The organism is Phocicoccus schoeneichii (genome assembly GCF_014635565.1).
GTDB classification, from domain to species: Bacteria; Bacillota; Bacilli; order Staphylococcales; family Salinicoccaceae; genus Phocicoccus; species Phocicoccus schoeneichii.
Genome location: NZ_BMDB01000001.1, coordinates 1 through 20,438 on the forward strand (window position 1 = coordinate 1; position 20,438 = coordinate 20,438).

18 protein-coding genes, 24 tRNA genes, 1 rRNA gene and 1 pseudogene are annotated in these 20,438 nt (G+C 36.8%); 39 read left to right on the forward strand and 5 right to left on the reverse strand.

Annotated features, from left to right (window positions below; genetic code table 11):
• Window positions 1-9: 9 nt before the first annotated feature.
• From rrf to IEU51_RS00145, 29 genes and pseudogenes are all read left to right on the forward strand, one after another.
• Window positions 10-122 (forward strand): 5S ribosomal RNA (gene rrf / locus IEU51_RS00005).
• Window positions 123-180: 58 nt separating this feature from the next.
• A tRNA-Val gene (locus IEU51_RS00010) sits at window positions 181-256 on the forward strand.
• Window position 257: 1 nt separating this feature from the next.
• Window positions 258-333, forward strand: a tRNA-Thr gene (locus tag IEU51_RS00015).
• 8 nt (window positions 334-341) lie between these two features.
• Window positions 342-414, forward strand: a tRNA-Lys gene (locus IEU51_RS00020).
• Window positions 415-421: 7 nt separating this feature from the next.
• A tRNA-Leu gene (locus IEU51_RS00025) sits at window positions 422-506 on the forward strand.
• A gap of 19 nt (window positions 507-525) precedes the next feature.
• Window positions 526-600: transfer RNA gene (locus IEU51_RS00030), tRNA-Gly, on the forward strand.
• Between the two features lie 17 nt (window positions 601-617).
• Window positions 618-706 (forward strand) — tRNA-Leu (locus tag IEU51_RS00035).
• An 11-nt stretch (window positions 707-717) separates the two neighbouring features.
• A tRNA-Arg gene (locus IEU51_RS00040) sits at window positions 718-791 on the forward strand.
• A gap of 10 nt (window positions 792-801) precedes the next feature.
• Window positions 802-875 (forward strand) — tRNA-Pro (locus IEU51_RS00045).
• Window positions 876-893: 18 nt separating this feature from the next.
• Window positions 894-969 (forward strand) — tRNA-Ala (locus IEU51_RS00050).
• Between the two features lie 32 nt (window positions 970-1,001).
• A tRNA-Met gene (locus IEU51_RS00055) sits at window positions 1,002-1,075 on the forward strand.
• A gap of 7 nt (window positions 1,076-1,082) precedes the next feature.
• A tRNA-Ile gene (locus IEU51_RS00060) sits at window positions 1,083-1,156 on the forward strand.
• A 40-nt stretch (window positions 1,157-1,196) separates the two neighbouring features.
• A tRNA-Ser gene (locus IEU51_RS00065) sits at window positions 1,197-1,286 on the forward strand.
• A gap of 16 nt (window positions 1,287-1,302) precedes the next feature.
• Window positions 1,303-1,376: transfer RNA gene (locus IEU51_RS00070), tRNA-Met, on the forward strand.
• A gap of 17 nt (window positions 1,377-1,393) precedes the next feature.
• Window positions 1,394-1,469, forward strand: a tRNA-Asp gene (locus IEU51_RS00075).
• Window positions 1,470-1,493: 24 nt separating this feature from the next.
• Window positions 1,494-1,566 (forward strand) — tRNA-Phe (locus tag IEU51_RS00080).
• A gap of 13 nt (window positions 1,567-1,579) precedes the next feature.
• A tRNA-Thr gene (locus tag IEU51_RS00085) sits at window positions 1,580-1,655 on the forward strand.
• 8 nt (window positions 1,656-1,663) lie between these two features.
• A tRNA-Tyr gene (locus tag IEU51_RS00090) sits at window positions 1,664-1,744 on the forward strand.
• An 11-nt stretch (window positions 1,745-1,755) separates the two neighbouring features.
• Window positions 1,756-1,829 (forward strand) — tRNA-Trp (locus IEU51_RS00095).
• A 2-nt stretch (window positions 1,830-1,831) separates the two neighbouring features.
• A tRNA-His gene (locus IEU51_RS00100) sits at window positions 1,832-1,907 on the forward strand.
• 4 nt (window positions 1,908-1,911) lie between these two features.
• Window positions 1,912-1,983 (forward strand) — tRNA-Gln (locus IEU51_RS00105).
• 6 nt (window positions 1,984-1,989) lie between these two features.
• Window positions 1,990-2,060 (forward strand) — tRNA-Cys (locus tag IEU51_RS00110).
• Between the two features lie 8 nt (window positions 2,061-2,068).
• Window positions 2,069-2,143, forward strand: a tRNA-Gly gene (locus IEU51_RS00115).
• A 17-nt stretch (window positions 2,144-2,160) separates the two neighbouring features.
• Window positions 2,161-2,235, forward strand: a tRNA-Arg gene (locus IEU51_RS00120).
• Window positions 2,236-2,324: 89 nt separating this feature from the next.
• Window positions 2,325-2,406, forward strand: a tRNA-Leu gene (locus IEU51_RS00125).
• A 151-nt stretch (window positions 2,407-2,557) separates the two neighbouring features.
• A pseudogene (locus IEU51_RS00130) lies at window positions 2,558-3,674 on the forward strand (PfkB family carbohydrate kinase); the annotation flags it as partial.
• Window positions 3,652-4,563: a pseudouridine-5'-phosphate glycosidase gene (locus IEU51_RS00135; protein ID WP_186088357.1), complete on the forward strand. Its 912-nt coding sequence runs from the start codon at window positions 3,652-3,654 to the stop codon at window positions 4,561-4,563. The pseudogene IEU51_RS00130 and the gene IEU51_RS00135, both read left to right, overlap by 23 nt.
• 68 nt (window positions 4,564-4,631) lie before the next feature.
• Window positions 4,632-6,305 (forward strand): alpha/beta hydrolase family protein, encoded by a 1,674-nt coding sequence (locus tag IEU51_RS00140; protein WP_186088356.1) that lies wholly within the window; start codon window positions 4,632-4,634, stop codon window positions 6,303-6,305.
• Between the two features lie 162 nt (window positions 6,306-6,467).
• Window positions 6,468-6,812 carry a DUF6176 family protein gene (locus tag IEU51_RS00145; RefSeq protein WP_186088355.1) on the forward strand — a complete coding sequence of 115 codons (345 nt, stop codon included), beginning with the start codon at window positions 6,468-6,470 and terminating at the stop codon, window positions 6,810-6,812.
• 16 nt (window positions 6,813-6,828) lie between these two features.
• On the opposite strand, the gene IEU51_RS00150 is transcribed toward IEU51_RS00145, so the two are convergent.
• Window positions 6,829-7,173 (reverse strand): DUF488 domain-containing protein, encoded by a 345-nt coding sequence (locus tag IEU51_RS00150; RefSeq protein ID WP_186088354.1) that lies wholly within the window; start codon window positions 7,171-7,173, stop codon window positions 6,829-6,831.
• Window positions 7,174-7,245: 72 nt separating this feature from the next.
• Here IEU51_RS00150 and queG point away from each other — a divergent pair, with 72 nt between their 5' ends.
• From queG to IEU51_RS00190, 8 genes are all read left to right on the forward strand, one after another.
• Window positions 7,246-8,373: a tRNA epoxyqueuosine(34) reductase QueG gene (gene queG, locus IEU51_RS00155; protein ID WP_186088353.1), complete on the forward strand. Its 1,128-nt coding sequence runs from the start codon at window positions 7,246-7,248 to the stop codon at window positions 8,371-8,373.
• Window positions 8,374-8,376: 3 nt separating this feature from the next.
• On the forward strand, window positions 8,377-8,844 hold the full coding sequence (gene trmL / locus IEU51_RS00160) for a tRNA (uridine(34)/cytosine(34)/5-carboxymethylaminomethyluridine(34)-2'-O)-methyltransferase TrmL (RefSeq protein WP_186088352.1): 468 nt from the start codon (window positions 8,377-8,379) through the stop codon (window positions 8,842-8,844).
• 10 nt (window positions 8,845-8,854) lie between these two features.
• Entirely contained in the window at window positions 8,855-9,592 is a 738-nt protein-coding gene (gene nfsA / locus IEU51_RS00165; protein WP_186088351.1) for an oxygen-insensitive NADPH nitroreductase, read from the forward strand.
• Between the two features lie 317 nt (window positions 9,593-9,909).
• Window positions 9,910-10,500, forward strand: a complete 591-nt coding sequence (locus IEU51_RS00170) for a sugar phosphate isomerase family (protein ID WP_186088350.1) — start codon at window positions 9,910-9,912, stop codon at window positions 10,498-10,500.
• Between the two features lie 12 nt (window positions 10,501-10,512).
• A complete protein-coding gene (locus IEU51_RS00175) occupies window positions 10,513-10,734 on the forward strand; it encodes a hypothetical protein (RefSeq protein WP_186088349.1) in 222 nt (73 codons plus the stop codon).
• Window positions 10,735-10,825: 91 nt separating this feature from the next.
• Window positions 10,826-12,214, forward strand: a complete 1,389-nt coding sequence (gene fumC / locus IEU51_RS00180; protein ID WP_186088348.1) for a class II fumarate hydratase — start codon at window positions 10,826-10,828, stop codon at window positions 12,212-12,214.
• Between the two features lie 12 nt (window positions 12,215-12,226).
• On the forward strand, window positions 12,227-13,756 hold the full coding sequence (locus IEU51_RS00185; RefSeq protein WP_186088347.1) for a Ppx/GppA family phosphatase: 1,530 nt from the start codon (window positions 12,227-12,229) through the stop codon (window positions 13,754-13,756).
• A gap of 5 nt (window positions 13,757-13,761) precedes the next feature.
• Window positions 13,762-15,852, forward strand: coding sequence for an RNA degradosome polyphosphate kinase (locus IEU51_RS00190; RefSeq protein WP_186088346.1), 2,091 nt, complete (start codon window positions 13,762-13,764; stop codon window positions 15,850-15,852).
• A 33-nt stretch (window positions 15,853-15,885) separates the two neighbouring features.
• On the opposite strand, the gene IEU51_RS00195 is transcribed toward IEU51_RS00190, so the two are convergent.
• From IEU51_RS00195 to IEU51_RS00205, 3 genes are read right to left on the reverse strand one after another with little or no spacing between them, the layout of a single operon-like run.
• Entirely contained in the window at window positions 15,886-16,704 is an 819-nt protein-coding gene (locus tag IEU51_RS00195; RefSeq protein ID WP_186088345.1) for an RluA family pseudouridine synthase, read from the reverse strand.
• Window positions 16,701-17,204 (reverse strand): thioredoxin family protein, encoded by a 504-nt coding sequence (locus IEU51_RS00200; protein WP_186088344.1) that lies wholly within the window; start codon window positions 17,202-17,204, stop codon window positions 16,701-16,703. The genes IEU51_RS00195 and IEU51_RS00200 overlap by 4 nt, the downstream gene beginning before the upstream one ends.
• Window positions 17,197-17,613, reverse strand: coding sequence for a disulfide oxidoreductase (locus IEU51_RS00205; RefSeq protein WP_308808160.1), 417 nt, complete (start codon window positions 17,611-17,613; stop codon window positions 17,197-17,199). Before IEU51_RS00205 ends, IEU51_RS00200 begins: the two co-directional genes overlap by 8 nt.
• Window positions 17,614-17,716: 103 nt before the next feature.
• On the opposite strand from IEU51_RS00205, the gene IEU51_RS00210 reads away from it, so the two are divergent.
• Both IEU51_RS00210 and IEU51_RS00215 read left to right on the forward strand, forming a co-directional pair.
• The gene (locus IEU51_RS00210) at window positions 17,717-18,838 is read left to right on the forward strand and encodes a GAF domain-containing sensor histidine kinase (protein ID WP_186088343.1); all 1,122 of its coding nucleotides are present in this window, start codon (window positions 17,717-17,719) and stop codon (window positions 18,836-18,838) included.
• Window positions 18,831-19,463, forward strand: coding sequence for a response regulator (locus IEU51_RS00215; RefSeq protein WP_186088342.1), 633 nt, complete (start codon window positions 18,831-18,833; stop codon window positions 19,461-19,463). The genes IEU51_RS00210 and IEU51_RS00215 overlap by 8 nt, the downstream gene beginning before the upstream one ends.
• On the opposite strand, the gene IEU51_RS00220 is transcribed toward IEU51_RS00215, so the two are convergent.
• Window positions 19,458-20,348 carry a cation diffusion facilitator family transporter gene (locus IEU51_RS00220; protein WP_186088341.1) on the reverse strand — a complete coding sequence of 297 codons (891 nt, stop codon included), beginning with the start codon at window positions 20,346-20,348 and terminating at the stop codon, window positions 19,458-19,460. The two genes, IEU51_RS00215 and IEU51_RS00220, sit on opposite strands and share 6 nt — an antisense overlap.
• Window positions 20,349-20,438: the final 90 nt, after the last annotated feature.

The window sequence follows — 20,438 nt, forward strand, 5'->3', positions numbered from 1 at the left end:
CATTCCATGTCTAGTGGCGATGGCGGAGAGGCCACACCTGTTCCCATGCCGAACACAGAAGTTAAGCTCTCCAGCGCCGATGGTAGTTGGGGTTTCCCTGCGAGAGTAGGACGCTGCTAGGCATATATTTATTGAAAATACATTGATTTTATACATATTATATGTAATAATAATATTTATGGAGAATTAGCTCAGCTGGGAGAGCATCTGCCTTACAAGCAGAGGGTCGGCGGTTCGATCCCGTCATTCTCCACCATGCCGGCCTAGCTCAATTGGTAGAGCAACTGACTTGTAATCAGTAGGTTGGGGGTTCAAGTCCTCTGGCCGGCACCATTTAGTAAGAGCCATTAGCTCAGTCGGTAGAGCATCTGACTTTTAATCAGAGGGTCACAGGTTCGAATCCTGTATGGCTCATAATCGAGCGGGTGTGGCGGAATTGGCAGACGCACTAGACTTAGGATCTAGCGCCTTCGGGCATGGGGGTTCGACTCCCTTCACCCGCACCATTCGATTTTGTATAATAGCGCGGAAGTAGTTCAGTGGTAGAACACCACCTTGCCAAGGTGGGGGTCGCGGGTTCGAATCCCGTCTTCCGCTCCATTATAAATTATATGTTAGCCGGGGTGGCGGAACTGGCAGACGCACAGGACTTAAAATCCTGCGGTAGGTGACTACCGTACCGGTTCGATTCCGGTCCTCGGCACCATTTAAAATTTAGCGCCCATAGCTCAATTGGATAGAGCGTTTGACTACGGATCAAAAGGTTAGGGGTTCGACTCCTCTTGGGCGCGTATATAATAGCGGGAATTAGCTCAGCTTGGTAGAGCACTTGGTTTGGGACCAAGGGGTCGTAGGTTCGAATCCTATATTCCCGATTTACTTTCTATTACTGTGGGGGGTTAGCTCAGCTGGGAGAGCGCCTGCTTTGCACGCAGGAGGTCAGCGGTTCGATCCCGCTACTCTCCACCATAGTTTTAAATGTTAAAAGATGAGTATACCAGGGCGGTGTAGCTCAGCTGGCTAGAGCGTACGGTTCATACCCGTGAGGTCGGGGGTTCGATCCCCTCTACCGCCATTTTTTAGGACCTTTAGCTCAGTTGGTTAGAGCAAACGGCTCATAACCGTTTGGTCGCAGGTTCGAGTCCTGCAAGGTCCATTTATCTTTTATTAAAACTGTATATTTTTTATATTAACGTGGAGGAATACCCAAGCCTGGCTGAAGGGATCGGTCTTGAAAACCGACAGGGGTGTAATAGCCCGCGGGGGTTCGAATCCCTCTTCCTCCGTTTTTATTATTATTATCGCGGGATGGAGCAGTTCGGTAGCTCGTCGGGCTCATAACCCGAAGGTCGGTGGTTCAAATCCGCCTCCCGCAATTTTTTTATGTAACTAAGGTCCCGTGGTGTAGCGGTTAACATGCCTGCCTGTCACGCAGGAGATCGCGGGTTCGATTCCCGTCGGGACCGCCATTTAAATTAAATACTTACTATTATGGTTCTGTAGCTCAGTTGGTAGAGCATCTGACTGAAGATCAGAGTGTCGGCGGTTCGACTCCGTCCAGAACCATATTTTATTATATGCCGGCCTAGCTCAATTGGTAGAGCAACTGACTTGTAATCAGTAGGTTGGGGGTTCAAGTCCTCTGGCCGGCACCATTGATTGTGGAAGGGTAGCGAAGTGGCTAAACGCGGCGGACTGTAAATCCGCTCCTTCGGGTTCGGCAGTTCGAATCTGCCCCCTTCCATTTTTTAATGTAGGGGTATCGTATAATGGTAATATAGAGGTCTCCAAAACCTTTGATGTGGGTTCGATTCCTACTACCCCTGCCATGGCGATTGTGGCGAAGTGGTTAACGCACCGGATTGTGGCTCCGGCATTCGTGGGTTCGATTCCCATCAGTCGCCCCATTTTTGGGCTGTAGCCAAGCGGTAAGGCAATGGATTTTGGCTCCATCATGCGAAGGTTCGAATCCTTCCAGCCCAGTATTCTGGCGCCTTAGCCAAGTGGTAAGGCCGAGGACTGCAAATCCTCTATCACCGGTTCAAGTCCGGTAGGCGCCTTTATATATGCGGAGGTAGTTTAGTGTTCATAACACTCTTCTTCCTGAAGAGAGACCCTGGTTTAAATCCAGGCCTCCGCTCCATATTTTAATTTTATAATGCGGAGATAGTTTAGTGTTTATAACATACCTCTTCCTGAGGTAAGACGTTGGTTTAAATCCAGCTCTCCGCTCCATTTTTTTAAGACGTAAGTCTTATTTTTTTTGAAAAATATTGAAAATTATGAGTTTTTGAGTTATTATTAAGTTTGTGCAATTTTTATTTGCTCCCGTGGCGGAATTGGCAGACGCGTTGGACTCAAAATCCAATTCCTTTCGGAGTGCCGGTTCGATCCCGGCCGGGAGTATTTTACAATGTCGCTAAGCACTAGCTTAACGGCTTTTTTTATTGTCTTTTTTGCACTTTTTTCTGTTCAACCATATCGGTTTTTCATAGTATAAATAATTGTAATCTTGTATAATATGTATATCGAATTTGTGTGAAAGTAGGTTTTCATTTTGAACGCTAAAGAAACTGAAGTATTACGGTTAATAAAAGAAAATCCTTTTATTTCCCAATCTGAACTGTCAAAAAAGATTGGGCTTACGAGTGCATCAGTATCTAGAATTATCTCTGATTTAGTTAAGAAAGAATATATTACTGGTCAGGCTTATGTATTGAATGAAGAATTTCCAATCGTATGTATTGGAGCGGCAAACCTTGACCGTAAATTCTTCGTACATAATGAATTAATTTATGGTACAAGTAATCCAATACATTCAGCACATTCAGTTGGTGGAGTAGTGAGAAACATTGCTGAGAACTTAGGTCGTCTCGGACAAAATGTTACTCTAATTACAACACGAGGTGATGATGCAGAGTGGAGTAGGATTGAAAATGAATCTGAAGCATATATCAACTTAGATTTCTCAGCAATCATTCCTGGAATGAGCACTGGGGCGTATACTGCTTTAATTAATGGTGAAGGTGAGATGGAATATGGCTTTGCTGACATGGACATCTATGATTCATTTACACCAGATATATTAATTAAGCAAACGTATATTCTAAAAAGAGCAAAGTGTATCATTGTGGATCTAAACGTTCCTAAAGTTTCACTTGATTTTATTACAGCATATGCAAAAAAACATGATATTAATTTAGTACTTATTCCTGTTTCTGGTCCAAAAATGGAACGTCTTCCAGACAATCTTGAACCAGTAAACTGGCTAATCATCAACAGAGATGAGACAGAAGCACACTTTGGTATCGAAATTAATAATGATGATGAACTTAAGAGTGCAGCGCGCAGATGGAACGACCTGGGTGTTGAACACGTTGTCGTGACAAACGGTGCTAAGTCTCTCGTGTATTCATCTTCAACTGAACAAAAGATTTACGAAATCTCACCAAGTGAAAAAGTTGTGGATGTAACGGGAGCTGGAGATAGTTTTTCATCAGCAATCGTTTATGGTTGGCTCAAAGGATTACCAGTTGATGAATGTATAAAACTCGGTATGGTAAACTCGAAAAAGACAATCGAAACTGCCTATACAGTAAGGCAAGATCTTACAGAAAAACAATTAAAAATTGATTTGGAGGAAGTTTTTAAATGAAACATTTACTAGACATTACACCAGAGGTTCAAGAAGCATTAGACAACAACAAACCAGTAGTTGCTTTAGAATCAACAATTATCTCACATGGTATGCCATACCCACAAAACGTAGAAATGGCTACTAAAACAGAAGCGATTATCCGTGAACAAGGTGCAATTCCAGCAACAATTGCAATCATGGATGGAAAAATCAAAATCGGTCTTTCTGAAGAAGATTTAGAGACATTCGCTAAAACTGAAGGTATTGCTAAAGTATCACGCCGTGATATGGCTGAAATCTTAGCTACAGGCCGTTTAGGTGCAACTACAGTTGCTTCTACAATGATCGGTGCAAACCTTGCAGGAATCAAATTCTTCGTTACTGGTGGTATCGGTGGCGTACACAGAGGATTTGAAGAGCATATGGACGTTTCTGCTGACTTAGATGAGTTAGGTAAAACAGATGTAGTTGTTATATCTGCAGGTGCTAAATCTATTTTAGACTTACCACGTACTATGGAGTACTTAGAAACTAAAGGTGTACCAGTAATTGGTTACCAAACTGATGAGCTTCCAGCATTCTTCACTCGTGAAAGTGGATTAAAACTTGCGTCACACTTCGATACAACTGAAGAAATCGCAAAAGTAGTTAAAATGAAACATGAACTTGGCCTTGGTGGTGGTGTTTCTGTAGTAAACCCAATTCCAGAAGACCAAGCAATGGACAAAGAGTATATCGATGGCGTAATTCAAAATGCAATTGACCAAATGGAAAAAGACGGCGTAGGCGGTAAAGACGCTACACCATATCTATTAGGAGCTATCGTTGAAGCAACTGAAGGTAAGAGCTTAAAAGCAAATATCGATCTAGTTTACAACAATGCACGCGTTGGTGGACAATTAGCAGTAGATTACTTCAACCTATAATTTTAGAAAACCCTAGTACTTGTATCTTAACAAGTACTAGGGTATTTTTATATAAAGGAGTGTTTGACTTGAAATTTAAACGTTATTTTAACATGAAATTACATAACAATAGTCTCTACTATATCAGTGATGAGACAGGGAAACGTGAGCTGTTCAGGTATGATATTAAACAAAAATGGTCTAAACAGCTAACAAAAACAGAGGAAAACATTAAAGGATTTTGGTTTATTGAAGATAAACTATACGTATCCATCGACTTTTCAGGTAACGAACGCGAACAACTTTATTTATTAAATGAGGGTCAAGTTGAACCAATTATTGATGAACCAGAATACTTTCATCATTTTCTAACAGAGTTAAACAAACAAGTATACTTTACAAGAAACCATCATCTAGACGCTGGTTTCCGTTTATTTAATTTAGATAATGAAGTGCTTGGTAATTTTGAAGCACCAACAAAAATTATAGGAACGATAGACAATAATTATCTTGTTTTAAAAATGGACTACAGCTCGATAGACTCTGAACTTGTATTATTTGACATTAACGCAAATGAGATAGTCGATATTCCAGTCGAAGGTCATCGTTATAGCTCATTTAAGCAGATTACACAGTCTAAGGCGCTTTTAATCACTGATGCAACAAATGGCTTCATGAATCTACATATGATGAACTTACAAACGTATGAGCTAGAGCCCCTCACTGACATCGATGCAGATGTTTTATCTTATAAACACTTTAAAAATAAAGAATACATTGTAGATGTAAATGAGAAAGGTTATAGCACGCTGTATACTTTCAGTTTACATGACTATGTATTAGATCCACTAGACTTCTATCAAGACGGAGTAGTTCATAACTATGAAGTGGACAATCAAAAATTATATGTCCTATTTTCAAGCATGAATTCACCGATGCAAGTGTATCAGTACATGTTTGACAATGGGTCAATCAAACAATTATTTGGAAATAAACCGATTGATGCATTTAAAACGTCGAAAGAGTCGTACCAAACATTTGATGATATTATGCTTGAATATTTTATGTATCCAATAGATGAAGACAATGTACCGACAGTAATTCACATTCACGGTGGTCCAGAATCACAAGCACGTCCTGAATTCAATGAATTGTATTATGATTTATATAAGGATGGCTTCCAAGTAGCCGTACCCAATATCAGAGGATCTAGTGGCTATGGCACAAACTTCTTAAAGCTCGATGATATCGAGAAGCGTTTAGATGCTATGCAAGACGTGCTAGAGCTTAAAAATCACCTTACGGATGGCAATGCCGATAAAGATAATATGTTCGTTATGGGCCGTAGCTACGGTGGTTTCATGACACTGTTACTCGCAACTCATCATAGTGACGCATTTAAAGGCGCAGTAGATATTGTTGGAATCTCATATTTAAAGACATTCCTTACAAATACTCCAAGTTGGCGCAGGAATTTAAGAAGTAAAGAATATGGGTTTATCGGACAAGATGATGCGTTTATTGAACAAATTGCGCCACTTAATAAGAGTGAGAACGTGACAATTCCGCTAAGAATATTCCATTCTAAACATGATGCACGTGTGCCAAATAGTGAATCTGTACAAATGTATGAGAAGATGAAGGAAAACGGCCAAGATGTTGAACTCACTTCATACCCAAATGACGGTCATATGTATCTCTTTAATGATAATACAGATGATATGCATGAAAAAATCCGTACATTCTTTAAAGCGTTACTCTAAAAGGTCTTGCGTTAAATAATATAGTGATGATAAAATGTCATTTGTTACTTAAAAGTCTAGAATAATGAATGATATTGCGTTTAATCTTTAAAACGGTATAATCTTATATATTCATTAAACGTGAAATATATATGTAAGTGTGATTCGAAGAGGTGAAAGATAGTGAAGGTGGAATTAACTAAGTTCCGTATAAAGCCAGGAAAAAGTGAAGTTGTGGATGAGTGGATTACTTATATTCATGAATCTATGGATAGTGTCGTAGCTAACCTTGAAGGTGACAAAATCTATATTGAAACAATCTTTAGAGAGGCTTTTAATGATGTAGAATACCTGTATTGGTATAGCATTCAAGATAAAGAAGCAGCAGAATCTGAACCAAACTCTCCAATTGACGAAAAACATTTAGAATATTTTGATGAATGTATAGATAAGACATTTAGACCTGAAGACATGGTTGCAGCTGCAGTTATGGTACAAGATAAATTTAAAGATTGCATTAAAAACTAAAGCTGATTCATATGAATCAGCTTTTTTCTATATATTCTTTTATTGCAACTGCTTGGTTGTGTTCTTTATCTTTTGCGCCGTAAATGAGTGTGACGTTGTGACCATCAGACTTCTCTTTAATTTCTTCTAGTCGTTTGTGTTGCTTTTTTAATTCTTTAAAATATTTCTTCTTAAAGTTATCCCATTTCTCAGGATCGTGATCAAACCACTTTCTGAGCTCTGTAGAGGGTGCTAACTCTTTATACCACTCATCGTAGTCGACATCTTCTTTTTTAACGCCACGTGGCCATACACGATCTACTAGTATACGCATTCCATCTTGAGTACTTTTTTCATCATATAATCTTTTTACTTTTAACATATGAATCACTCCTATTTGTTCTATACCCGAAATTAAATATGTTAAAATAATTAAATACAGGAGTGTGAGTGTATGGATAGACATGAATTTAAACAAAAAGTAATCGACTATGCCCGTTCAATTGGAATCGACGAAATTGGGTTTACTCATGCTGAACCGTTCTATGAGTTTAGAGAAAAACTCGTAGATTATTACAAGAAAAATTATGAATCCGGATTTGAGAAAGGAACGATTGATGAACGTAGCATACCAAAGATGTCGTTACCTTCAGCACAGTCTATTATCTCAATTGCAGTCGGATATCCAAATAAGTTAAAAGGTGCGCCAAAATCTAAACGTGGTGAGCGTCGCGGAATTTTTGCACGCGCATCGTGGGGTGTAGATTACCATGTTCTTCTAAGACGTCGATTAGATAAACTACAGAAATTCATAGAAGCACACATTCCTGACGTAGAATGCATGTCTATGGTAGACACTGGAGTACTGTCAGACCGTGAAGTGGCACTTAGAAGTGGACTAGGATATATCGGAAAGAATGGATTTTTGATCAATCCAAACTTAGGTACATGGAGTTATCTCGGAGAAATGCTCGTATCTTATCCATTTCCACCTGACGAAGAACTCATCGATAGTTGTGGAGACTGTACACTTTGTATTGACCGTTGTCCAACACAAGCATTAGTAGGCAATGGGCAACTCGATTCGAAACGTTGCATTTCATTTTTAACACAGACAAAAGCACTCATTCCAGATGAATTTAGGAAATCAATTGGAAATAGAGTATACGGGTGTGATACGTGTCAACAAGTGTGTCCGAGAAATAAAGGAATTAACACAGAACACGTAGACATCGTGTTAGAACCAGGAATTTTAAAACCTGAACTCACAGGTCTTTTAGAAGTTTCGAATCGTGAATTTAAAGAGACATATGGCCACTTAGCAGGTGTATGGCGAGGAAAAAATCCGATTCAGAGGAATGCCATTGTAGCGCTCGCACACTTCAAAGAAGAAGAGGCTGTGCCAATTTTAAAAAGAGTCGCAGAAAACGATGTACGTCCAGTAATAAAAGCAACGGCATATTGGGCAATTGGACAAATCTTAGGTAGCGACGCATTAACATATATCAACGATAGATATAAAATTGAGCAAGATGAAATGATAAAATCAGAAATGCTGAAAGGTATTCAAGAAGTAGGGTAGAGAATGAATCATATTGTATTATTTAGACCAGATATTCCACAAAACACTGGGAATATTGGTAGAACATGTGCAGCAACAAACACAAAATTACATTTAATAAAACCATTAGGATTTGAAATTTCAGACAAGCATTTAAAACGTGCAGGTATGGATTATTGGTATGATCTTGATATCACCATGCATGAGAGCTTCGATGACTTTTTTGAAAATGAAAAAGGAGATTATTATTTTATCAGTAAATTTGGGGAACAGTTCTATCACGAACAAGATTATAATGTCACTGACCGTGATGTGTACTTTATATTTGGGCGTGAGACAAAAGGACTGCCAGACGAAATTAAAGAAAAATATAGAGACCGTCTGATGAGAATCCCGATGGGTAAAGATTTTAGAAGTTTGAATGTATCCAATACAGTCTCACTTATATTATATGAGGCTTTAAGGCAACAAGGATTTAAAGACTTAAGTTAGGAGAATTATTGTGAACGAAACAATTAAACTATTACAAAATCATCGCTCAATCAGAAAGTTTGAGGACAAAAATTTAGATAAAGACACGGTACAAACGTTAGTGAAGTCAGCTCAACAAGCATCAACGTCAAGCTATGTGCAAGCATATTCAATCATTGGTGTAACTGATCCCGAAAAGAAAAAAGCAATCAGAGAGATCAGTACACAAGCACATGTTGAAAATAACGGTCATCTATTTATTTTTGTAGTGGATTATAACCGTCATAAAGAACTTGCAGCAAAATCAGATTATGACCTTAGTTTTGACTCAACAGAAAGCATGATTGTTGGGGTTGTAGATGCAACACTTGCGGCAGAAAACATGGCAATAGCAGCCGAATCAATGGGTCTCGGAATTGTATTCCTGGGCTCAATTAGAAATAATCCTGCAAAAATGATTGAAATTCTCAACTTACCAGAAGGCACATTCCCAGTGTTCGGAATGGCAGTTGGATATCCAGTAGAAGAGGGAAGTTTCAAAGAAAGATTACCATTTGAAGCGGTATATTTTGAAAACGAATATCCAGAATTTGACGATGTAAAAAATGTCTTAAATGATTACGATGAAGCAGTGAATCAGTATTATAAATCGCGAGATGAAAACAAGCGTAACGACAACTGGTCAAAACAAGTCGTGAAGACACTATCGAAAAAAGAACGATTAGACGTCCATGATGTCTTGAAAAAACAAGGATTCTTAGGACAATAGATAAACAAAAAAGACTAGACTTGTGTCTAGTCTTTTTTCTATTCGCGAATCTTGTTCGCACCGTCGTCTTTATATCCCCATTCGCTATCACGAGCTGCAGTTAAAATTGCAGTAATGAATGAAGCACAAACCATTAAAATTAAAATAGCTTTCATTCTGTATGCCTCCAGTGCATTTCTTTAATAATTCCATTATATATGAATTCTACTGATTAAAAAAGGATAATTTAAAATTCGCTGTTTAAAAAGTTGTTTAAAATGTGCAATCTAGGGTAATCTAATAATACTAAACCGTACATTAAATGGGGGACTTTCAACATGGCTTTAAACTTTAAAATTTTCAAAACTAAAGAAGACGCAGATTTTTATCTTGCAGATATTATGAGAAAACAACTGAATAAAGATCCACATTCAGTACTCGCATTAGATTTAAATGACAAACTAGATGCGACATATAATAAATTTTTAGCGGGAACTAAAAGTAATACATTAAACTTAGCGAATGCAAAATTATTTCTTTTAAACAGCGCAGGTGGAGCGAAGTTCAACCAGCTACAAATTCCAGAATCACAACTTAAAAATGTGAGTAATGACACAGAGTTAAGCAACGAATTAGATAAAAAAGAAAAAATCAATGTTGCGATTTTAAATCTAGACGATCATTCAAACGTAGGATTTAAACGCAGTGATGACCAAGAGCAACTTCTTGCTGCAAAAGAACTATTTATTTATGCATCAGGAACTGACGCGGCAGAATCCGTATTAAAACTGTATAATGCAGACTTAAGCACGAGCGGGTCTTTATCTGATGTAAAAAAACACAGAATGGTAACGGTAGTGTTAGATCAAGAGGCAGCTTCACGATTAGACGATGATTTCAGAGCGTATTACACGTATAAATTTGCGTAAGAGGTGAGTCTATTGAAAGACAAATTAAGAAAAGATTCAAAAAATGTGGATGATAAAAATCAAGAAAACACAGATCCCAATGAAATGACTTTCGATATGGATGACGTTGAAAGACTTGGAGATGAGATGGAAGAAATCTCTCAAAATAAGCACTCACCAATCGACAATGATAACTATGGTGCAGACTTTGAAGATGCAAAAAATGGAAATTTACACAAAAAGTCAGAAAACTAAATAATAAATGTAAGCATTGAACGTTTTATAATGAATCCTTCCTGATTTTGGGTTACACTATGTGTAAATACATTTTCAGGAGGATTTTTTAATGTCTTACAGAATTGAACACGATACATTTGGAGAAATTCAAGTACCTAGCGAAAAGTTTTGGGCTGCTCAAACACAACGTAGCTTACAAAACTTCCCTGTTGGTAAAGAGAAAATGCCAATTGAGGTCATCGTTGCATTTGCACAACTTAAAAAAGCGGCAGCAATTGTAAACAATGAACTTGGAAAGCTATCTGATGCGAAGAAAGATGCAATTGTACACGCATGTGACAAAGTAATTGCACGCGAGCTTGATGAGCATTTCCCATTAGTAGTATGGCAAACAGGTAGTGGTACGCAAAGTAACATGAACGTGAACGAAGTAGTAGCTCACGTAGCAAATGATTACTTAAAAGAACAAGGATCGGATGAAGTTGTTCACCCAAATGACGATGTGAATAAATCACAAAGTTCAAATGATACGTACCCAACTGCAATGTACGTTGCTTTAATGACTGCAGTAGAAGAAAAAACGATTCCCTCTCTAAAAGTATTAAGAGATACTTTTAAAGAAAAAGAAGAGAAATTCCAAGACATCATTAAGATTGGTAGAACGCACTTACAAGATGCGACACCACTTTCTTTAGGTCAGGAAGTTGGCGGATGGAGATATTCTCTAGATAAATCATTAGAAATGATTAACGAATCTAAAAAACAATTAGCAAACCTTGCAATCGGTGGTACTGCAGTAGGTACTGGTTTAAACGCACACCCTGAATTTGGTGACCGTGTTGCAGCACAAATTTCAAAGCAAACTGGTTTAGAGTTTGTTTCTTCTGAAAATAAATTCCACGCTTTATCACAATATGATGAAGTGGTTTATTTCCACGGTGCGTTAAAAGCACTTGCTGGAGACTTAATGAAGATTGCTAACGACATCAGATGGTTAGCTTCAGGTCCACGTGCAGGAATTGGTGAAATCACTATCCCTGAAAACGAACCAGGATCATCAATTATGCCAGGTAAAGTAAACCCAACACAAGCTGAAATGTTAACAATGGTTGTTGCACAAGTAATGGGTAACGATACAACAGTAAGTTTCGGTGCGTCACAAGGTAACTTTGAACTAAACGTATACAAACCAGTCATCCTAATGAATACATTACAATCTATTTACCTCTTAGGTGATGGTATGCAAGTATTCAACGATAACTGTGCTGTTGGTATCGAGCCAAACATGGATGTTATTGATGAGTTATTAAACCGTTCATTAATGTTAGTTACTGCACTTAACCCACACATTGGTTACGAAAATGCAGCTAAAATTGCTAAGAATGCACATAGTAAAGGAATTACACTTAAAGAATCAGCTCTTGAAACGGGTCTGTTAACTGAAGAACAATTTAACGAATGGATTCGTCCAGAAGACATGATTCATCCTAACGCATAGTAGGTGTTTAATATGAAACGATTCGCACTGTTAGATATTGGTTCAAACACAATACGTCTGGTGTTATTTGAGTACACACCGGGAGAAGGGTTAAGAGAAATAAAAAATATCAAAACCCCTGCACGCCTTACGCAATATCTCGACGAAGATAATATCATGGAAGAAGCTGGAATTCTAAAACTTCTAGATATATTAGAAGGATTTAAGGGAATTGCAGACAGATATGATGTCACAGAAATACATACAGCAGCAACAGCTGCTGTGCGTGCTTCTAAAAACAATAAAGATATAGAAAAACGTGTAGAAGAAGAGTTGAACTTCCCTCTTAGAATTTTAACCGGCGAAGAAGAAGCGTATTTTGGTTATAAAGCTGTTGTACATTCAATGAGCTACAAAGATGCGATCACAATTGATATCGGTGGGGGATCTACAGAGCTTACGTTTTATGAAAACAAAAATCTTGTTTATTCGACGAGCCTTCCATTTGGTGTAGTCACGTTAAAAAATAAATTTTTTAAAGATGAACACAATAATGAAAAAGCAATCAAACAAACAAGAGAGTTTGTAAAAGATGAACTGAAGTCAGTGAGATGGATTAAAGATAGAAATATCCCGATTGTTGCTATGGGTGGGTCTGCACGTAACGTTGCAAGAATCCACCAAGCAATGATCAGTTATCCGATCGCTGGAGTTCATGGATACTCAATGCAACTTAAGCATTTACAAAAAGTTAACAATCTCTTAACAGAAACTTCAACAGAAGAATTAGATAATATTGATGGGCTTTCTAAAGACCGAACTGATTTGATTATTCCGAGTATCATCGTTTTCGAAGAATTATATGAGTTAGCAAATGCAACTGCGTTCGAGTTTTCTAGACAGGGTCTCCGTGAAGGTATTTCTATGGAGATCATTAAAGAAGACTATCCACTTGCTTTCAATAAATTTGAAGTCTTAGAGACATCTCTGATTGAACTATCGAACGTGTTCCACGTAGATAGAGAAAGTGGTAAAAAACGTGCTTCACTTGCCGAAGGGCTTTATCATGAACTGTTTAGACATGGTTTAATAGATGTGAAGCGAAAGCATAAATATCTGATGATGAATGCAGCTAAGCTTTATAAGCTTGGAGACTTTATAGATAGTGATGCAGGATCTCAACATACGTTCTATCTGCTTTCTAACTTTAATATTTTAGGGTTAAAGCACAAAGACAGAGTGAGACTAGCGCTTCTTGCGAGCTATAAAAATAATTCGTTATTATCATTTTACATGAGAGAAATCGATTGGTTTTCTGACGAAGATCATGAGCAAATTAGAAAGATGGGTAGCATCGTCAAATTTGCAGATTCATTGAATAAATCAGAGACAGATACGGTTGTTGATGTAATGATTAATGATAAAGGCGAGCGATTTGAATTAGTCGTGCGCTATACAGGTGATCCAGTTGCTGAAGAATACATGGCAATGCGACATATGAAACATATCGAATACATCACTGAAAAGCCGATTGACTTAACTTTTGTAGAATATAAGGACTGATTGTATTGAGTAAGAATTTAAATAATCGAGAGTATTATAACAATAGAGAACTCAGTTGGCTGATGTTTAATTACCGTGTTCTAGAGGAGTCGATGGATAAATCGAATCCTCTTTTAGAACGCTTAAAATTTTTAGCTATTACAGCATCTAACTTAGATGAGTTTTATATGGTGCGTGTCGGTGGCTTAAAAGACCAAGAATTTGTTGAATACAACATTCCTGAGAATAAAACTCAACTCACACCAAATGAACAACTGGCTGAAATCAGCAAGTTAAACAAAAAGAATTGTATCAATACCTATAAACAATTCCAAATTTTGATGGATGAGCTAAGTGAGCACAAAATACATTTTACACGTCCTGATGAACTTCCAAAGTCACTCCAAGGTGAACTTGAATCCACTTTTGATTCAGAGATTTTCCCAACTCTCACGCCACTTGGAATTGACGCATACCGTAGTTTTCCTAAGTTAATGAATAAAAAAATTAATATTTACGTGGATCTATCTAATGAAACGAGTGAACAGATTGCGATTGTACAGTTGCCTAGTGTGCTTAAGCGATTCTATGAGTTTAAAGAATCTGGTAATACATTTATCGTGATGACTGAAGATATCATTGAAAAATTTGTGTACAAATTATTTAATGGATATAAAATTGAACGTACATTTAGTTTCAGAATCACAAGAAATGCGGACCAAACAATTCACGAAGAAGGTGCACTCGATATGTTAGTAGAAATCGAGCGCTTCTTAAAAGAGCGTGAAAAAGGGGTAGCAGTTAGACTTGAAATTGATATTTCAAAATTTAAAAAGATCAATGGGTCATTCTTAAGAAATTCACTTGCCTTAACTAAAGACGATGTTTTCAAATATGATGGACCACTAGATCTCACGTTTTTATTTGAGCTTGTGTCGAGATATAAGAACAAGCTGAATCATTTAATTTTTAAACCTTTTTACCCACAAGTCCCAAAGTTTTTAGGTCAACAAAATATTTATGATTTAGCTTTAGAGAAAGATATATTTTTCCATCATCCATATGAATCATTCCAACCCGTCGTAGATTTTATAGAACAAGCATCTGAAGATCCGGATGTCTATGCAATTAAACAAACATTATACAGGGTTTCAAGCGATTCTCCAATTATTCAAGCACTGAAAAATTCCAGTGCAAATGGAAAGCAGGTAACTGTTCTGGTTGAACTTAAAGCACGTTTTGATGAAGAAAATAACGTGCAGTGGGCGAAAGAACTAGAAGATGCTGGATGTCACGTAATTTACGGTATTAACTATCTAAAAACACATTCAAAAATCACACTTGTAGTAAAGAAAGTGAAAGATGAGTTAGTGAGTTTTGTGCATCTAGGCACAGGGAACTATAACGATTCAACAGCAAAACTATATACAGATATGGGAATTATTACAACTGATAAAGAAATTGGTAGAGATGCAATTAACTTCTTTAACTATCTAAGTGGATATTCATCAAAACCGGAATATAAATCATTACTCGTTGCGCCTTATGATGTCCAAGACAAACTCGTAGAGTTTATTGATAGAGAAATTGAAATACAGAAGGCTGGAGGCAGAGGGTATATCTTTGCGAAGATGAATGCACTAACAGATAAGCGACTCATTAAAAAGTTACTAGAAGCATCCATAGCTGGAGTAAAAATCGATTTACTTATTCGAGGAATCTGTTGCTTAAGACCTAATATTGAAGGTGTCAGTGATAATATCACTGTCCGTAGTATAGTAGGTCGATTCTTGGAACACTCTAGAATTTACTACTTCAGTAATAATAGCCAAGAAGAGATCTACTTATCAAGTGCGGATATGATGACGAGAAACATGCTTAAACGTGTTGAAATTATGTTCCCAATTAAAGACGTAGAAGTCCAAAATGAAATCAAAGAGATCATGGATATATTCTTAAAAGATAATGTGAAAACACGTATCGGACAGAATGATGGATCATATAAGTATGTAGAAACTACTGGAAAGAAAGTTAATGCTCAAGAAATGTTATTAAAACGTGCACTAAAAAATACAGAGCTCATTCAAATAGAAAATGCAAACATGAGTATAGATTAAAAAAACGTTAGACATATGTCTAACGTTTTTCTATTATGAATCAGGCAAATAATCAAACTCAATCCATTCTCCTGTTATCGGATGATTGAATCCAATATGTGTTGCGTATAACTCCATGCGTTTTGAATGCATACCTTCATATACAGTGTCACCAATGATTGGTGCACCTATGTGAGCGAGATGTACACGTATTTGATGTGTACGACCTGTTTCTAACTTTGCCGTTACTTCATAGTGATCATCTACTTTTGTTGAACTGAGAATATGCGTCACTGCACGTTTACCACGTTTATGATCCACTTGCTGCGCATTCGTTGTGTGTGGCTTCTTACCAATACGTGCTTCAATAATTTGAGGCTTTACATCTTTTGCCACTCTTGCAACATACTCTCGGTCAATCAGTCTATGCTCTAAATCATAATCTAGCATCTTTTTGATGTAAGGATTTAAAGCAACCAAGAGTAGACCAGACGTTGTTTGATCTAAACGATGAATCGGTTCGATGTAATCTACATTAAGCGTATGTTTTGCGTCGTTGATTAAAGTATCTGTTTCGTCAGCATTCGGATGCGTTTTTTGACCATCCGGCTTATGGACTACCGCAAGATAATCATCACGATAGATAACCTCTACATCATTTCCACTTGGTTTATAATTAGACTCTGTTTCAAAGTCAGGGATATTCACAATATCTCCAGTAGAAATAGTTGCATTTAATTTGGCTGGCACATCGTTTATCTCTATATCTTTTGACATTCTTAGCCAGTGTAATTCTTTTTTGGGTATATGCATCGCTTGTAGTGCTTCGTCTAACGTCATGTTGTTTAGAGAATTCTTTATTTTAAAAATCATAACTCTTTTGCATCTTTAATCCACTGAGTGTAGTGCTCAGCTTTTTCTGGTGCACCTTCAGCTCGTTCAACTTCTTTACCATCTTTAAAGTAAATGAGTGTAGGTGTTACTTTACCCGCATGTTGTTGCATGAATTCTGGGTACTCTAATACATTTACTTGTACGAGATTGAAGTCTTCAGTGTTTTTAGAGTCTATAAGTAGTGGCGTTGCTGTTTTACAATACTGACATACAGGACTCCATAAGTATACGAATACTTCTTCACCGTTTTCAATTTTCTTGTTCGTTTCATCTGGAGTTAAGTTAAATTGATAGTTTTTATCATCTAAAACATCTTTTGTTGGTCCTTGAAGTTCATTTGGTTCCTTATCCGTATAAGGATAATAACCTGAGTCACTTAAGTTTTCAGGAGTTTCCTCTTTTTGAGACATAAAATAAAATACACCGCCAAATACGAGTACAATAGCGACAATAATCCCGTAGAAAATCTTGTTATTCATTTTTATTTCCTTTCTTGATTAAGAATGTTAATACAATAATTATAAAAAATGCCGTGAGGCTTAGGAATGGAATTGTAATAAAACCAAACCAGTTGATGAAGACACCTGCACATGAACCATCTGAACATGCATTTAGATTATCTTTTAAAAAATCAAACTTTTGTAATCCATAATGATAAAGACCAATTAATAATCCGATAATCGACATGACTCGAATATATAATCGTGCACCATAATCATCTTTTATAGTCGCAATTAATGAAATAATTACGAGTGGATACATTAGAATGCGCTGATACCAACAAAATTCGCATGGAATATATTCTCTAATCTCTGAAAAGTATAGAGATCCGAGCGTTGCAACTAAAGATACTATGAATATCAGTTGCATATAAAGTTTATTTTTCAAGTGGTCACCTCATTTTTTTGTAAATGCGCTATATTTATTTTATCATGAGAATAAGAGAGATACTAAAAAAGAATGGCTATTTTATAACAGTTATGGTGATAACATGAAAACAAAATTGCAATTACTAAAAGATATCGCAGAATTTTTAAATGAAGAGACGAACAAAGACCGTATGTTGCAAGGTGCATTAGAAATGCTTATTGATAATAGTGAATTTGCGACAGGATGGGTGTTTTTTATCAACAATGATGGGGTGCATGAGCTTGGAGCTCATTACAATTTACCAAATGGCCTGACAAATGATGATAATAGTCACTTAATAGATGGTAAATGTTGGTGTGTGAATCAGTATAATCGCAATAATCTTGAAAAAGCAACGAATATATTTGTGTGCTCACGACTAGAAAAAGCAGCACGTGCATATTTAGATGAAAACAATGGAATCACACATCATGCTACGGTACCACTCATGTCTGGCGGTGAATCATATGGACTATTAAATGTTGCGACACCGTACGTTGAAGAGTTCTCGCAAGAAGAACTTGATTTACTTGAATCGGTTGCATTTCAAATCGGTTCGACATTGAAGCGTATCGAATTAAACCGAAGAGAACAAGAAAATATACTCGTTCAAGAAAGGCAAAGACTTGCCAGAGACTTACATGACTCAGTCAACCAAATGTTGTTTTCAATCAATATCATGTCAAATGGTTTAAAGCGATTAGATGATATAGACAAGATAAAAACAACATTATCTTCTATTGAAGGTACTTCGAAATATGCAATGCGTGAAATGAAAGCTCTGATTTGGCAATTAAAACCAATCGGACTCGAAAATGGGATGATTCAAGCAATTGAACATTATGCAAATTTACTTGGAGTAGACGTAGATATAGAAATCAATGGGTTCTATGACTTAGATGATAAGAGTGAAACTCAAATATTCAGAGTCATTCAAGAAAGTTTAAATAATATAAAAAAACATTCTGGGGTAACTGAAGCAAAAATAACGATGTTAAATCACGATGCGGATTTTTTCTTATCCGTTCATGATGATGGAAGAGGCTTTGTGATTGATAAAGACCATCCATATAATCATGGTATTAAGAATATGAAAGAGCGTGTTACTCAAATCGGTGGCATGTTTAACATAAAGTCAGATTTAGGAAAAGGTACGACAATCACAGTAAAAATAAAGAAAAAGAGGGAGTCTATACATGAGTAATATTGTAATAACTGATGATCATGCGGTTGTCCGTGAAGGTATGAAATTTTTACTGAGTACTACGGATGATTTAAATGTGATAGATGATTTTGAAAGTGGAAAAAAATTACTAGAATATTTAAAGAAAAATCATAAAAAAGTAGATCTTGTTCTCCTTGACTTAGTGATGCCTGAAATGGATGGCATCGAAGTGACACGAGAAATTAAAAGAGACTTTAAAGATGTAAAGGTTGTTATTCTAACAAGCTACACAGCAGAAGAGTATGTTCGACCTGTCATTCATGCCAAAGCAGATGGATATTTAATTAAAGAAATGGATGCGACAGATTTAATTGATTCCATCCGTGGTGTTATTGATGGCAAAGCAGTAATCCATCCTGATATTACGAAGCTACTTCAAGAAAATAGTGATATGCCACATCAGAGAAATATACTTTCAACGAGAGAACTCGAAGTTTTAGGTGAGATGGCAACAGGTAAATCTAATAAAGAAATTGCAGAAACGCTGTTTGTAAGTGAAAAAACGGTCAAGACACACGTGAGTCATATATTGACTAAACTCGAGGTATCTGACCGTACTCAAGCTGTTATCTATGCAATTCGTCATAACATCGTTAAGTTATAACGGTTTTTTTAGAGAGGGTTCTAGGTGAACGATGGTTTCGGTATCACCAAACTCTGCTCTCATCATATTCTCTATGTCCTCAGTGATTTTATGTCCTTCAACAACGTTTAAGTGTGGGTTTATCGTCACTGTCACATCGATAAAATAAATAAATCCGTGGCTACGACCTTTCATATCGACAACATTGATGACGCCTTCAACATCTTCAACTAATTCACGCATCTGTTTGAGTAACTTAGAATCAAAACCGTCAGTTAAAGTTGTGGCTGTTTCTTTAAATATCATTACACTTGTATAGATGATAACAATACCGATTACAAATGAAGCAATCGTATCGAGTGTTTCTATACCTATCAGTACACCAATAATACCAACCGTTGCTCCGAGTGACACGAGCCCGTCTTGGAAGTTGTCAAATGAAGCGGCTTTTAGAGCAACACTATTAACACTTTTTGCTAAGCGGTAGTTATATAATGCAACTACTAACATGATAACCATTGATCCGATGGATACATATAATGAGAGTAGTGACGGTTCAGCATACGTTTTACTCGTTACTTTACCAATTGCTTGAATGATGACTTGTATACCTACCGCAAACATAATAAACGAGGCAATTAACGCAGCAATCAGTTCCGCACGATAGTGACCATACGTATGGTTTTTATCTCTAGGTACTAGTGCGATAGTTAGTCCTATAAATAGTGCAAGTGATCCAATGACGTCTGTAAAGTTGTTTAGACCGTCTGCTATCAGTGCATGGGATGAATCTATATATCCGACTATGATTTTTACTGCCGTTAAAAAGATATAAGTGATGATTGAAAGCAGTGCACCAGAACGTGCTTTCTTAACGTTTAGACTAAGAGTTTCATCATGTGGCATGCGTATGGCCTCCAATTTTTCGTTCACTGTATATAATACCACATTTCAATGTTCATTAAAAAGTCAAGGCTTCAATATAAAATATTATGA

Excerpts from the sequence above, each read along its gene's own strand:
- queG (WP_186088353.1), top strand. The coding sequence starts at position 7,246 with ATGGATAGACATGAATTTAAACAAAAAGTAATCGACTATGCCCGTTCA.
- IEU51_RS00215 (WP_186088342.1), top strand. The coding sequence starts at position 18,831 with ATGAGTAATATTGTAATAACTGATGATCATGCGGTTGTCCGTGAAGGT.
- IEU51_RS00170 (WP_186088350.1), top strand. The coding sequence starts at position 9,910 with ATGGCTTTAAACTTTAAAATTTTCAAAACTAAAGAAGACGCAGATTTT.
- IEU51_RS00220 (WP_186088341.1), bottom strand. The coding sequence starts at position 20,348 with ATGCCACATGATGAAACTCTTAGTCTAAACGTTAAGAAAGCACGTTCT.
- IEU51_RS00135 (WP_186088357.1), top strand. The coding sequence starts at position 3,652 with ATGAAACATTTACTAGACATTACACCAGAGGTTCAAGAAGCATTAGAC.
- IEU51_RS00185 (WP_186088347.1), top strand. The coding sequence starts at position 12,227 with ATGAAACGATTCGCACTGTTAGATATTGGTTCAAACACAATACGTCTG.
- trmL (WP_186088352.1), top strand. The coding sequence starts at position 8,377 with ATGAATCATATTGTATTATTTAGACCAGATATTCCACAAAACACTGGG.
- IEU51_RS00195 (WP_186088345.1), bottom strand. The coding sequence starts at position 16,704 with ATGATTTTTAAAATAAAGAATTCTCTAAACAACATGACGTTAGACGAA.
- IEU51_RS00150 (WP_186088354.1), bottom strand. The coding sequence starts at position 7,173 with ATGTTAAAAGTAAAAAGATTATATGATGAAAAAAGTACTCAAGATGGA.
- fumC (WP_186088348.1), top strand. The coding sequence starts at position 10,826 with ATGTCTTACAGAATTGAACACGATACATTTGGAGAAATTCAAGTACCT.
- IEU51_RS00200 (WP_186088344.1), bottom strand. The coding sequence starts at position 17,204 with ATGAATAACAAGATTTTCTACGGGATTATTGTCGCTATTGTACTCGTA.
- IEU51_RS00210 (WP_186088343.1), top strand. The coding sequence starts at position 17,717 with ATGAAAACAAAATTGCAATTACTAAAAGATATCGCAGAATTTTTAAAT.